General features: G+C 37.6%; 10 protein-coding genes and 1 tRNA gene. 1 reads left to right on the top strand and 10 read right to left on the bottom strand.

Annotated features, from left to right (window positions below; all coding sequences use genetic code 11):
- Positions 1-91: 91 nt before the first annotated feature.
- The 7 genes from odhB to ACFFIS_RS07365 all read right to left on the bottom strand — a co-directional run bounded on the left by odhB (position 92) and on the right by ACFFIS_RS07365 (position 9,672).
- Positions 92-1,348 (bottom strand): 2-oxoglutarate dehydrogenase complex dihydrolipoyllysine-residue succinyltransferase, encoded by a 1,257-nt coding sequence (odhB, locus tag ACFFIS_RS07395; protein ID WP_390186812.1) that lies wholly within the window; start codon positions 1,346-1,348, stop codon positions 92-94.
- Positions 1,345-4,203: a 2-oxoglutarate dehydrogenase E1 component gene (locus tag ACFFIS_RS07390; RefSeq protein ID WP_390186811.1), complete on the bottom strand. Its 2,859-nt coding sequence runs from the start codon at positions 4,201-4,203 to the stop codon at positions 1,345-1,347. Before ACFFIS_RS07390 ends, odhB begins: the two co-directional genes overlap by 4 nt.
- A gap of 1,949 nt (positions 4,204-6,152) precedes the next feature.
- Positions 6,153-6,626 (bottom strand): tRNA (uridine(34)/cytosine(34)/5-carboxymethylaminomethyluridine(34)-2'-O)-methyltransferase TrmL, encoded by a 474-nt coding sequence (gene trmL / locus ACFFIS_RS07385; RefSeq protein WP_390186809.1) that lies wholly within the window; start codon positions 6,624-6,626, stop codon positions 6,153-6,155.
- 142 nt (positions 6,627-6,768) lie between these two features.
- Positions 6,769-7,641: an amidase domain-containing protein gene (locus tag ACFFIS_RS07380; RefSeq protein ID WP_320378557.1), complete on the bottom strand. Its 873-nt coding sequence runs from the start codon at positions 7,639-7,641 to the stop codon at positions 6,769-6,771.
- Positions 7,642-7,718: 77 nt separating this feature from the next.
- Positions 7,719-8,261, bottom strand: a complete 543-nt coding sequence (locus tag ACFFIS_RS07375) for a methylated-DNA--[protein]-cysteine S-methyltransferase (RefSeq protein ID WP_320378556.1) — start codon at positions 8,259-8,261, stop codon at positions 7,719-7,721.
- Positions 8,262-8,284: 23 nt separating this feature from the next.
- The gene (gene queG / locus ACFFIS_RS07370; RefSeq protein ID WP_390186808.1) at positions 8,285-9,418 is read right to left on the bottom strand and encodes a tRNA epoxyqueuosine(34) reductase QueG; all 1,134 of its coding nucleotides are present in this window, start codon (positions 9,416-9,418) and stop codon (positions 8,285-8,287) included.
- A gap of 180 nt (positions 9,419-9,598) precedes the next feature.
- Positions 9,599-9,672, bottom strand: a tRNA-Gly gene (locus ACFFIS_RS07365).
- Between the two features lie 177 nt (positions 9,673-9,849).
- Between ACFFIS_RS07365 and dat the strand changes: the two genes are divergently transcribed.
- Positions 9,850-10,701, top strand: coding sequence for a D-amino-acid transaminase (dat, locus tag ACFFIS_RS07360; protein ID WP_320378555.1), 852 nt, complete (start codon positions 9,850-9,852; stop codon positions 10,699-10,701).
- Positions 10,702-10,898: 197 nt separating this feature from the next.
- On the opposite strand, the gene ACFFIS_RS07355 is transcribed toward dat, so the two are convergent.
- From ACFFIS_RS07355 to ACFFIS_RS07345, 3 genes are all read right to left on the bottom strand, one after another.
- Positions 10,899-12,359, bottom strand: a complete 1,461-nt coding sequence (locus ACFFIS_RS07355; RefSeq protein ID WP_320378554.1) for an Msr family ABC-F type ribosomal protection protein — start codon at positions 12,357-12,359, stop codon at positions 10,899-10,901.
- Between the two features lie 488 nt (positions 12,360-12,847).
- Positions 12,848-13,189 (bottom strand): hypothetical protein, encoded by a 342-nt coding sequence (locus tag ACFFIS_RS07350; RefSeq protein WP_320378553.1) that lies wholly within the window; start codon positions 13,187-13,189, stop codon positions 12,848-12,850.
- 233 nt (positions 13,190-13,422) lie between these two features.
- Positions 13,423-14,190, bottom strand: a complete 768-nt coding sequence (locus ACFFIS_RS07345) for a class I SAM-dependent methyltransferase (protein ID WP_390186807.1) — start codon at positions 14,188-14,190, stop codon at positions 13,423-13,425.
- Positions 14,191-14,200 lie beyond the last annotated feature (10 nt).

Genomic DNA, 14,200 nt, shown 5'->3' with positions numbered 1-14,200 from the left:
TTAAATAAGAAATAACCAACATCTTTTTCTCTTGAATTAAAAGCAAAAACCCTGCCTTCATCATGAAGACAGGGTTCTTTATCGCTTTCCATTATCCTTCTAATAATAAATCATATGGATCTTCTAATAATTGCTTAATACGTACTAGGAATTGTACGGCATCTTTTCCATCCACAATTCTGTGGTCATATGATAGTGCTAGATACATCATTGGACGTACCTCAATTGAATCATCTGGCATAACCATCGCACGTTTTTGAATTGTATGCATGCCTAAAATTCCAACCTGTGGTGCGTTTAAAATCGGTGTCGACATCATCGAGCCGAATACACCACCGTTTGTAATTGTAAACGTGCCACCTTGCAGGTCATTTAAGCTTAATTTATTATCACGAGCTTTTAATCCTAAATCACGGATTTCTTTTTCAATACCAGCAAAATCCATACGATCTGCATCACGTACGACTGGTACAACAAGTCCTTCTTCAGTTGATACGGCGATACCAATATCATAGAACTTTTTAATTACGAGTTCGTTCCCTTGAATTTCCGCATTCAATAATGGGAATTCCTTTAATGCGCCAATGACGGCTTTAGTAAAGAATGACATGAAACCTAACTTCACATCATGCTTTTTCACAAAGTTTTCTTGGCGTTCTTTACGCAGCTTCATTACATTTGTCAAATCTACTTCATTAAATGTTGTAAGCATCGCAGCATTGTGTTGTGCTTCAACCAAACGATTTGCAATTGTCATACGTCGACGTGACATTTTCACACGTTCTACTGGTTTATCAAATTCAGTCTCAACAGCTGCTTTTGGTGTTTCCTTTTTAGCTGGTGCAGATGCTTTTTCTTGTGTACCACGCGCAGCAGCTTCAACATCTTCTGGACGAATCCGACCTAATGGATCCCTTGAAGTCACTTTGCTTAGGTCTATGTTTAATTCCCTCGCACGTTTTCTTGCTGCCGGAGAAGCAATCATATCTAATTCTGCATTTGCATCTTCTGCTGGTGCTCCAGCAACCTTTTCAGCAGCTGGAGTCACTTCTTTTTCTTCAGCTTTTACTGATTCTTCTTTTGCTGGTGCAGCATCTGTAACAGCAGCTTTACCACTTTCATCAAGTTTTGCGATTACATCACCGACAACTACATCCTCACCTTCCCCTAAGAGGATTTCGGTAATGACCCCATCAAAGTCAGAGTTTACTTCGACGTTTACTTTGTCTGTTTCTAGTTCAACAACTGGGTCTCCTTTTGAGATTTGGTCCCCTTCTTTTACTAGCCATTCTGAAATCGTGCCCTCTGTAATTGATTCTGCTAGTTCTGGTATTGTAATTTCCTTCACTCTGAATCTCCTCCTATTGTTGGGTTAATCGCTTCTAAAATAATTTGGTTTTGTTCAATTCTATGAATATTTGGTTCTCCTACTGCTGGTGACGAACGATCAGGACGACCTACATAACGCAACTTTTGCTCCCCCTCTAAAAGTTCACGTAAATATTCATGAACAAATTGCCAAGCACCCATATTTTTCGGTTCTTCTTGTAACCAGATAATTTCTTTTAAATTTGGCAATTGTTTTAGTTCCTGAAGCAATTCCTTTTTTGGAAATGGATAAATTTGTTCCATACGTAAAACACGTAACCAATCGTATTTCTCTTCGGATTTTTCCAATTCCTCTTCTAAATCAATCATGACCTTTCCGCTACCTATTATTAATCGTTTTGCATTTTTCTTACTAACTTTTAGATTAGGCTGATTACGGATTGGTTCAAATTTCCCGTGCACAAATTCTTCAGCTGTCGATGCAATTCGTTGGCTTCTTAATAGTCCGCTCTTTGGTGTCATCATAATAAGTGGTCTTGCTTCTTCGCGTCCCTTTAAAGCTGCTTGACGGCGCATCAAATGGAAAAACTGCGCTGCTGATGTCACATTTGCAACTGTCCAGTTATTCTCTGCAGATAGTTGTAAGAAACGTTCCAGTCTTGCACTCGAGTGCTCCGGTCCTTGCCCCTCATAACCATGTGGTAACAACATGACCATGTTGGAAATGTCTCCCCATTTTGCCCGTGCAGAAGAAATAAATTGATCAAAAATTACTTGTGCTGCGTTAGAAAAATCTCCAAACTGCGCTTCCCAAATTACTAATGTTTCCGGTGAATGAATACTATAACCGTATTCAAAACCAAGTACACCAGTTTCTGATAATGGGCTATTACGAATATCAAAAGAAGCTTTCACTTCTGGTAAATGATGTAATGGACAATATTTTTCCCCGGTATCCGCATCATGTAATACAAGATGACGATGCGCAAAAGTTCCCCGTTCCGTATCTTGACCAGTAATCCGAATTGGGATCCCTTCATGCAGAATAGTTGCATATGTTAATGCTTCAGCTGCTCCCCATTCCGCAAAGCTACCTTCATCCAAAATGTTTTTACGACGTTTAAAAACACGATTTAATCCTTTAAATTGTTTAAAACCGTCAGGCCTTGCATTGATTGCCTCATTTAAGTTGTCTAAAACTTCTAAAGGTACAGCGGTTTCAAATTCACTTAAATCATGATTGAGTGCATCAGGCATAAACTGCGGTTCTAGTTTACTAGCATCTTGCTCTGACATACTATCATAGATATGTTTTAGTTCTTTCTCACGATTTTCGACCATTTTTGCGAAGTCCGCTTCGACAATGACACCTTCATCAACTAGTTTACTAGCAAAAACATTTGCTGCAGTTGGATGTTGGTCAATTTGCTCATACAATTTCGGTTGTGTTACTCTCGGCTCATCCATTTCGTTATGACCGTAGCGACGATATCCGACTAAGTCAATTAAAAAATCTTTATGAAATGCTTGACGATATTCATACGCTAGTTTAATTGCCGAAATACATGCAACTGGATCATCTGCGTTTACGTGAATAACCGGAATTTCGAATCCTTTTGCTAAATCACTCGCATACGTTGTCGAACGACCATCCTCTTGATCCGTTGTGTAACCTACAAGGTTATTTGCAATAATATGAATCGTACCACCCGTTTTATATCCAGGCAAACCACTTAAATTTAACGTTTCTGCAACAACACCCTCACCAATAAATGCTGCATCTCCATGGATAACAACTGGAATTGCCTTTGTAACATCTTGTGTTGGATAGCCAGGCTCTGTGCGTTCATCTTGAGCTGCACGTGCAATTCCTTCTACAACAGGGTTCACAAACTCTAGATGTGAAGGATTATGTGCCATCATTATTTTCGTCGTTGCCACATCTCCACCAGTTACTTCCCTTACAGCTCCAAAATGGTATTTCACATCACCAGTCCAACCATAATTTATTCCCTTTGAACCTTCTGATGGAATCAGTTCCTTATTTGGTGAGTGATGAAATTCTGAAAATATTTTATCAATCGGCTTTCCTAATACATGTGCCAACACACTTAAACGACCACGGTGGGCCATTCCCATCATAATATTTTCGATTTTATCTTGAGACGCATATTTAACAATATGATCTAGCATCGGTACCATTGCTTCTAAACCTTCAATGGAGAAACGTTTTTGCCCAACAAATGTCTTTTGTAAGAAGTTTTCAAAACCTTCCACATCAGTTAGTCGCGCAAGTAATTGTTTTTTCTCATCAGCAGATAAAGATACAGTTGCATGTTCTGTCTCAATTTTTTCTAATAACCATTCACGTTCTTCTTGACTGTTTACGTGATCATATTCATACGTAATTGTTCCAGTATAATATTTACGTAGTTCTTTTATTACATCTAAGCCGTTTTCAACATGGCTTGGCGCTTTCTCCCATAGCCACGAAGCAGGTATCTGTTGTAAATCAGCTTCAGTCAGACCATAAGTGTTAGGGTCAACTAATGATGACTCACGATTTTTATTACGACCAACTGGGTATATATTTGCTTCTAAATTTCCAAAACGACGAACAGCCTCAACAAGTTTCATCGCTGAGGTAAGTCTTTTAACATCGTTTTCAGAAGGTACTGCACTTCCTTCTTGCATTGAAATTTGTCTTTGATGCATCCATATAGGGGCCCCATATTGATCAAAAATTTCCTTTATTGATGGATCAACTGCTTGCGGATCCACTTTGTATAGCTCATATTGTTCTTCTACATACCCCATATTAGGTCCATGAAATCTTCCCCAGAATCTTACAGTAGATTCGTCATTCTGTGCCACATCCTATACCCCCATTAGAAGTTAACATTATCTGTATGTTACAATCTCCTCCATACTCCAAATCCATTATAGATATAGAGTATGGCTTCATCAACTAATATACCTTATTTTATGCGTTGAAACAATAGATTGGAAAGCGGTTGCGAAGAAAGTTTTTAAATTGAGAATTTCAATGTTTGTATAGAATAGCTATTTTTTATCTAAATGACACATTTTGATGTTTGAAAACGACTTGCACAGAAATTTCCTATGTACTTGTTTTGATATATTCATGACAATTTGGTTTTAGGCATAGCTGAGATCCTAAAAAGCGTCATAATGCGCTAGCGCTAGTTAGCATTTTAGTTTAGAAGAAGGATTTTTGATAAGGAAGAGGGCGCTCTCGGTACATTGTTAGCGGAGGAGGGTGCGAATCTGCTTTTATACGGCTTCTCCCGGCACATTGTGAACGGAGGAGGGTGCGAATCTGCTTTGATAAGGCTTCTCTCGGTACATTGTTAGTGGGGTTTGGTCAGAATGCGCCTTGACAAGGCTTCTCTCGGTACATTGTTAGTGGGGTTTGGTCAGAATGCGCCTTGATACGGCTTCTCTCGGCACATTGTGAGCGGAGGAGGGTGCAAATCTGCTTTGACAAGGCTTCTCTCGGTACATTGTTAGTGGGGTTTGGTCAGAATGCGCCTTGATACGGCTTCTCTCGGTACATTGTGAGCGGAGGAGGGTGCGAATCTGCTTTGACAAGGCTTCTCTCGGTACATTGTTAGTGGGGTTTGGTCAGAATGCGCCTTGATACGGCTTCTCTCGGCACATTGTTAGTGGGGTTTGACCAGAATGCGCCTTGACAAGGCTTCTCTTGGCACATTGTGAGCGGAGGGTGGTACGAATGCGCCTTGACAAGGCTTCTCTCGGTACATTGTTAGTGGGGTTTGGTCAGAATGCGCCTTGATACGGCTTCTCTCGGCACATTGTTAGTGGGGTTTGACCAGAATGCGCCTTGACAAGGCTTCTCTTGGCACATTGTGAACGGAGGAGGGTGCGAATCTGCTTTGACAAGGCTTCTCTTGGCGCGTTGTTAGTGGGGTTTGGTCAGAATGCGCCTTGATACGGCTTCTCTCGGTACATTGTTAGTGGGGTTTAGTCAGAATGCGCTTTGACAAGGCTTCTCTCGGTACATTGTTAGTGGGGGGTGGTGCGAATGCGCCTTGATATGGCTTCTCTCGGTACATTGTTAGCGGAGGATGGTGCAAATCTGCTTTGATAGGGCTCCTCTCGGCACATTGTGAGCGGAGGGTGGTACGAATGCGCTTTGATAAGGCTTCTCTCGGTACATTGTTAGTGGGGTTTAGTCAGAATGCGCCTTGATAGGGCTTCTCTCGGCACATTGTGAGCGGAGGGTGGTACGAATCTGCTTTGATAAGGCTTCTCTCGGCACATTGTGAGCGGAGGGTGGTGCGAATGCGCTTTGATAAGGCTTCTCTCGGTACATTGTTAGTGGGGTTTAGTCAGAATGCGCCTTGATAGGGCTTCTCTCGGCATATTGTTAGTGGGGTTTAGTCAGAATGCGCTTTGACAAGGCTTCTCTCGGTACATTGTTAGTGGGGTTTAGTCAGAATGCGCTTTGACAAGGCTTCTCTCGGTACATAGCTAGTGGATTTTTAATATAAAAAAACTGATTGTTTTAACACTCTTAGTTCACAATTTGAATCTTTTCCGTTATAATGAGGAATGATAAGTATGAATAGTACATTCATATTAGGCGTAACCTAAGTACATACACATCATTTAAGGGAGGCTGCTCATATGAAATTAGCACTCATTATGGGAGTAATTCTCACATTCATTACATCATTCTTTACATCAGGCTATGAAGCAAAACCTGGAGTACCAAAAGATAATCAGTAATACTACAGAGTAAAGAAAAACCGTCATCTCATGGGATGGCGGTTTTAAACTTATGTTAAATTTGGAAATCCTTGTTGACGCAACACTTCATAAATCAAGATTGCAGCTGTATTAGATAAATTCAACGAACGAACTTTATCATTCATATGAATTCGTAAACAATGATCTTCTTTTCCAACAAGCAGCTCCTTGGGAATGCCACTTGATTCACGTCCAAAGACAAAAAATAAATCAGCATCCGACTTATTGAAGTCATAATCCGTGTAATGTTTCGTACCAAAGTTTTCAATATAATAAAAAATACCTTCAGGAAATTCCTGATACAATGCTTCTATTGAATCATGTTCTTTTACGTCGACATGCTTCCAATAATCAAGACCTGCACGTCGAACCATTTTATCATCGAGAGAAAAACCAAGTGGATGAATAAGATGTAAAGTCGTATCAGTTGCTAAACATGTCCGTGCAATATTTCCAGTATTTGCTGGTATTTCTGGTTGAAATAATACTACATGTATACTCACTTACCATTTCTCCTTCTAACCGATGTTCAAAAATCTGAACAATTGAACCCTCCATTATTACATTCTTATTGAAGAATACGAACCATTCAGTTTTAAGAAACATCTTCTTACATAAACTTTAACTTCTCTATTATAACATGAATTAGGTAACACTTTGTATATGGAAAAACTTATATTTTATATTTGGCGTCCAAGCAGTCGAATCTTCGTAAGACCAATACCTGTGTCGGCTATTATCTGTATGTGCATTAACAAGAGGCATGCCATATGCATCTTTTGCTACAACAATGGTTGTATGATCCCATCTGCCATCACCTTGAAAGTCATAACAAATTACATCCCCTGGCAATAGTTCTTCGGGACTTTCCATCTCTACCCCTTTTACACCCTGTGTTGCTCCGCTTAAATACCACCGCATGCTATGAGCAACAGCCCAACTATAGCTCCAATTATTGCCTTGATACCACCAACCTTTTGACCGATTTGGCGTTCCCCACATTGGTGCCCCACCGGCATGAAGACATTGTGATATAAAATTTGTGCAATCAACATCAAATACACGATAAGTTGGATTATAACTATTCCACCAGTGCTCCGCATATTGTACTGCCTGCTGTCGATTATAAGTGAAGCGTTCCGACACTTGGGTTGAATCTGTTACTAATTCCATTGCTTTTGCATTTACAGAGTCTTCACTTGTATGATCAACATTCAAAATCTCTTCATGCTTCACAATATTGCCGTCTCTAATCGTACAAGTAAATGGAGTGACTCGCTCTTCAACATAAAGATGTTCATCTTGTTTAATTAAAAAAGTAAGGTGCATCTGATAATGACATGTATCTATATTTTCTTGGCGTAATTGATGAAAAATATGTCCTTGACCATTAATTTTTACAATCTCAGCATTTCGCTTTTTACACAAATTGTCTAATCGACTCCACCAATCATCCTGTCGTTTACTTAACTGGACATTATTAAATGAATCCATCCAATATTGCTGTAAAATTTCCATAAGAAAATTCCCCTCCTCGCACATTATATGAAGGGAACATAAAGAAATATCTCTCGTAGCATCATTTTTATCACCGTTCATCCATTAAAATTACTTTGTAAGACTTTTTCAAGTTCTAACTGTAGTAAAAACTCCTTTTTGTCAAGCCCGCCATTATAGCCAACTAACTTGCCAGTTGCACCGACTACACGGTGACATGGAACTACAATTGATAATGGATTTTTATTGACGGCACCACCAATCGCGCGTACAGCTTTTACATTACCAATTGCTATGGCAATATCTTTATAAGATTTCATTTGGCCATATGGAATTTCTTCTACAAGTTTTTCCCAAACCTTTTGTTGAAATGGTGTACCAAACAATTGATAATCCATTTGAAAATGAGTCGTTCGCTTTGTAAAATAACTATCAAGTTGAATTAGTTCCTGTTCAAACTGACTAGCATCATGCTTAAATGTATATTTATCCACAGGAACAAACCTATCCAACCATATTGCCAATTCCACCTCTAAATCTGCAAGAATTCCAAAATCGATTCGTATGATTTTGCCTTCATATTTAAGCAATAATAATGGACCTATTGGAGAGGCCATCTCCTCATAATAAATTTCAGACACGATACATCCCACTCCCATATTTGTTACACATTTTGGAATTGTAATCCTTTTTCCATCTCATATAATACTTGTGGGTCTGTTTCCTTTTCCATCGCCATTTCAATCGCGACAAATGCATCTTCCGTGCCAATTTTCCCTAAGGTCCAAGCAGCAGTACCACGAATATCTGGTCTTACATCATGCTTCATGACATCGATTAAATCATTGACTGCTGTTTTATCTTTAAAATGTGCTAGTGCAATCATCGCATTACGTTGAATCGGCTTTTTCCCTCTCCATGATCCAGATACCTCACCAAACTTTTCTTTAAACTCACGATTCGACATTTTTAAAAATGGCTTTAGTTTCGGTTTTGCAAGTTCTGGATCAGGCTCAAATTCTGGATGATGATGAAAATCAATCTGTTTATTTCGTGGGCAAACTTGTTGGCATGTGTCACAACCGTACAGACGATTACCTAATTCTACACGAAATTCATCTGCTAAAAAGGACTTTGTCTGCGTTAAAAATGCTAGACATCTTTGTGCATTTAACTGTCCGCCTTGCACAAGTGCCCCTGTTGGACATGCATCGATACATTTTCTACAATCCCCACAACTATCCTCGATTGGAGAATCAGGAGGAAACGGAATATTTGTTATCATTTCTCCTAAATATACAAATGATCCAAATTCTGGTGTAATAATAGAACAATTTTTGCCACTGAATCCAATACCAGCTCGCTCAGCAACTGCGCGATCAGATAACTCACCTGTATCAACCATTTCCTTTGTAATCGCATCTGGTACAAGTTCCTTAATATAGTCAGAAAGCTTTTTTAATCGTTCGCGCAGAACAACATGATAGTCTGTCCCCCATGATGCCCGACAAAATATTCCGCGCCTTTCTTCTTTTGTCCCTCTAGGGGCATTTTTCATTCGGGTAGGATAGGCTAACGCAATGGCAATGATGGATTGAGCCTCTGGTAAAAGTCTACGTGGTTCTGTCCTTTCTTCAATCGTTCCTTTTTCAAAACCTGATTGGTATTGGAGTTCTTCCTGTCTTCGGAGTCGTTCCTTTAATTCACCGAACACATCTGCTGTTGTAAAGCCAATTTTATCAATACCAATTTCTTTACTATATGCTATAACTTTTTGTTTTAATTCTTCGACATTCACGTTTCCTCACTCCTCTCTTTTTATTATTTTTATAATAAAAGTTCTGCTTTTAACGTGCAGTCTATGATGATTGATATAAGCATACTATTGATAATTTGTTCATATCAAGTTTAGTGTTTATGCCATAAAAAAACGCAACGCTTCGATATATTTGCGAAACACTGCGTTAGCACATAAGTATGGAGCGGGTGAAGGGAATCGAACCCTCGATGTCAGCTTGGGAAGCTGAAGTTTTACCACTAAACTACACCCGCATCATGTACATTCAATTAAAATTTATAACAAAAATTATACGCCCTATAAAATGAAATTTCAACTGGAAAATATTAGCTACCGTACATTTCTACTTTATTTGCATATGTTATGGTAAACATATCATTTACTTTCTTTTCTAACATATATAAAATATAAGATTAAAGGGGGAGAAAAGCTTGACTGTTTATCCAGTTGTTTTATCACAATCTAAATTTATTCATCGCGATAATTTGAGCTATCCATTTGAAGAACGAGGATTGCAATTTGGTGATGGTGTTTATGAAGTCATCCGTGTTTATCGTGGTACGTATCATTTATTAAAAGAACATGTTGACAGGTTATTTCGCTCTGCAGAAGCGATTAAACTTGCACTACCATTTACAAATGAGCAATTAATCGCATCTCTACTCGAATTATTAAAAAGAAATGATATGAAAACGGACGGAAAAGTATACTTACAGGCCACACGTGGATCAGCCCCGCGTGATCATGTTTTTCCTAAAGGAGTAGTAGCAAATGTCTATGCTTACGTACAAAATTTAGATCGTAATCTAGTCAATTTGCAACAAGGGGTTTCTGTTTTGACACACGAAGACATTCGTTGGGAATATTGTTTTATTAAAAGTTTAAACTTGCTACCGAATGTACTAGCAAAACAGACTGCAAAAGAAAAAAACTGTTATGAAGCAATTTTACACAAAGATGGTAAAGTTACGGAGTGTAGTTCATCCAATGTATATCTTGTAAAAGACGGCACGATATATACGCATCCGACAACAAAACAAATTTTGCATGGTTGTGTCCGTATGGCGGTTGAACGTTTTGCAAAAGATTTAGATATACCTTTTGTAGAAGAGGCCTTTATGTTAGATGACATTCAAGATGCAGACGAATTATTTTTAACGAGTACAACATCGGAAGTTTTGCCAATCATTACTGTTGATGGAGAAACTATTCGTGACGGTAAGCCCGGTTCTATAACACGACGTTTACAAAAAGCATATGAAATGGATGCTAATATTAGCTAATTCATCTCCCTTGTAATTGTTTTTATAATGAATGGATATGAAGTTTTTACTTAGGAGGCGAGGTCAAAAGGGTCTGACCCCCTCAAAAGGTTACATGTATCGTTCACTATTCCGAGGCCTTTTTGGAATGCATGTAGATTTTTTATTATGAAATCAGAAAGAGTAAGAACCGCCAAACATGGCGGTTCTCCTAAATATTAATAATAAATTTGTTTTAATTTCCTATCATGAATAGCGAATTGTAAATCAGCTACATTTTCTATAAACCTTTTATCATGTGAGACAAATAGAATAGTGCCACGATATCCAGTAATAAAGGTTTCTAATGCTTTAATAGCGTGGATATCCAAAAAGTTAGTTGGTTCATCTAATAAGAGTATATTGTATTCTCCTAAAAATACTTGGCAAAGTTGGAGTCGAATTGCTTCCCCACCACTTAATGACTTAACACTTTTTTGTATATCTGTACCCACAAACTGCATCGCATGTAAAATACTTCTCAAAAAAGACCTTTCATATTTTGATCGATTTACCACAAATTGTAATACTGTTTCATCGGTAGTAAATTGATAGCTCATTTGTCTAAAATATCCTATTTTTGCTTTCGGTGAAATGATAAGTTTATCATCCTTATTTGCAATTTCATTTAACAATGTACTTTTACCACTACCATTACTACCCGTTATCGCGATTTTCTGACCCAGTGGGAACTGAAAACTAACTTCTTCTAGCAATGCAGTATTCGCACATTTTAATGTATATCGATCTGCCATAATAGGGAATTTATTATGCAGTTCGATTGCTTTTGATTGATAGAATACAATAGGTCTATCTTCTTTAACAGCTTTGACTTCCTCGAGCTTTTCCATTCGATTCTCAATCGCCTTTGCTGCACGTTGCATAGCTTTTTGGCTTGTACCTTTAGATTTTGTCATAAACGATTTATTTGGTTTCGCATTGGCTTCTCTTTTTGACATTCTCCCTGCTTGGGCAACTTTCTGCGCTTTTTTCATTTTTTCCTGCGCCGCATTTTCGAGCCGTTTTCTTTCTTTAATGAACTGTTCATGGGCTTGTTGCTGTTGTTCAAGTTCTAACTCTTTTTGCACCATGTATTCACTATAATTTCCTGAATAAACATGTACCTTGCCCTCATGAATTTCCCATATCGTCGTGACCAATTCGTCTAGTATAGCACGGTCATGACTAATTAATACGAGCGCACCATAATAATAGCGAAGTTCTTCTAATAAAAAAGATATTCCATCCTGATCCAAGTGCGTTGTCGGTTCATCTATTAGTAATGACTCATAATAATGAGTAAATAACTGTGCAAGTTTTAATCTAGTTTTTTCGCCTCCACTTAGTTGAGCCGAATTCTTTGGAATTTCCAATTTACCAATCCATGCTGGGTCAGCCTCAAGAGATGATGGTACTTCAAGTTGTTCAAAATATCCGAACTCAACATGACGTAATACCTTCCCTTTTGTTGGCTCCATATTTCCTGCTAATAAGTTCAAAATGGTACTTTTTCCTGCACCGTTTTTACCTACTATTCCGATACGATCAAATTGATGAATGGCTAATCGGTCAATTTTTAAAATTTCTTTATCTAAATAAGTAATTTCAACATTTTCTAATTCAAAACATATTTGTTCCATATTTGCTACCTCCCGAAATTTTATCATTTCGTATCGATAGCAATATCGATACGAGCTTATCAATCAAGCCCGTATCAATAAAATAATAAGTATTGCATTACTGCTTCCTCCCATTTTCGCTTCATAAAGATAAATAAATACCTAACATAATAATATCTATTGCCAAAATAGTTGTCTATATTTTCATTTGAAACGATATATTTATATTAAAAGTTTATAAAAGGCAACCTGTCTGTGAAAGTAAAGTGGACTTAACGATTGAAGATGATGGAGCCGGTTATGAAGATATGTTTCATCAATTAAATCCCTCTCTAAGGGAAAGGACATGATATCAAATAAGAGGATCAATTCATATGATTAATATGAAACCCTCTCTTTAATAGGATCTAGTGGAACTGCTCGAGAGTAGTCATGTTCCTTACACAGCAGCAAGATGAAGAATCTTCGTTTTATTGAAGGGAATGAGAATTCTTCATTTGCTGCATAACTCAATATTCCAATTGACGCAGTGATAAGAGAATTTCATTTTCATTTAACTTATTTAAGTTGTAATTGCGTATTTTACTATCAATTTTCTTCTGCTGTTTGCTTCCCTTACCAGCTACATTGATTATTTGATAAAATATTTCACTCCAAATTCCTGCAGTACCTTGGAATCCCAAGTCAAAGCCCATTCGTTCATTTTCTGAAAGTGGTAATTGCGTATTTTCCACAAATTCTTTTTTAAAGTCTCCCCCGATGAGAATGTGAGATTCTTTATTTTTTAAAGCGTGAAGTAATTCTTTAGCATTATTCACTTTCAAGTAATCATTTTTCTCTTTCAATCCCAATAAAATTACCTCCTTCCATTATATTAAAACTTACATTAATTTTAGCATCATTCACACAATTAATTCAACAGTCTTATTTTTTATAGAGATCACTCACTTACCATACTTCATTAAAATTTCTAGTATTTATTTTATTTGATGCACGTCTGAAATAGAACGCTCCTCTAGATATTCTGTTAGTCCCAATATTCCCTAACACAAATGAACACAAACAATACCCCATTTTAATTAGGTTATTTCTTTTTACATACATAAATTAATTCATTGCTATTTTGCTGTACAGGGGACTCTTTCCAATCAGCGTATACATGTAAAATCTCAAATCCATTTCCCTCCAAAATCCGCTCCATTTCTTGCGGGAATACAAAGCGCAAGCGAATATTCGTTCTTTTCTCATCCACTACCTCTCCAAATTTGTTTATCCACTTACGAATAGTTATATTATGTTGAACTTGTGTGAATGGATCATATTCACTTTTCATATAAATGTCTATCTTATTTTTTGTTACATCGTCCGTATCACTTCTCCAATACTCCTCTTTTCCTGACACAAATAATTCATCCATTGACGGAAATCGCGTGCCAAAAATAAATATTCCCCCGGTTTGTAAATGGTTATTTACTGAAGTCAAAAATGCATCTTGCGCCTCATTAGTAAGAAAATGTTGAAATGAATTTCCAACTGAATAAATAAAATTACTTGATAATCGTAAATCTAACTTCGTGCAATCTTGTTCCACCCAGTCAATGTGTACAGGTAGTGTTTTTGATTTTTGCTTTGCTTTTTCTAACATTGCGCGATACACATCCACACCTATAAGCTCAAACCCTTCTAAAGCAAGTGGTATCGTTGCTCTTCCAGTACCACATGCTAAATCGATAATGGGACCTGTTGTTTTCTTCGCCCATTTTAATAGAAACGGGATGTCCATTTTATATTTTTCATTCTCTCGATCGTATAAATTCGGGTCATCATATTCTTCAAAGTTTGTACTCTCCAACTAACTTTCC

Source organism: Paracerasibacillus soli, from assembly GCF_042432965.1.
Lineage (GTDB): Bacteria > Bacillota > Bacilli > Bacillales > Amphibacillaceae > Paracerasibacillus > Paracerasibacillus soli.
The sequence above is the reverse complement of the archived record's forward strand: the minus strand, read 5'-3'. Positions and strand labels throughout refer to the sequence as shown.

Bases quoted from the DNA above. Each gene is read 5' to 3' on its own strand.
- ACFFIS_RS07380 (WP_320378557.1), bottom strand. From the start codon at position 7,641: ATGGAAATTTTACAGCAATATTGGATGGATTCATTTAATAATGTCCAG.
- ACFFIS_RS07355 (WP_320378554.1), bottom strand. From the start codon at position 12,359: ATGGAACAAATATGTTTTGAATTAGAAAATGTTGAAATTACTTATTTA.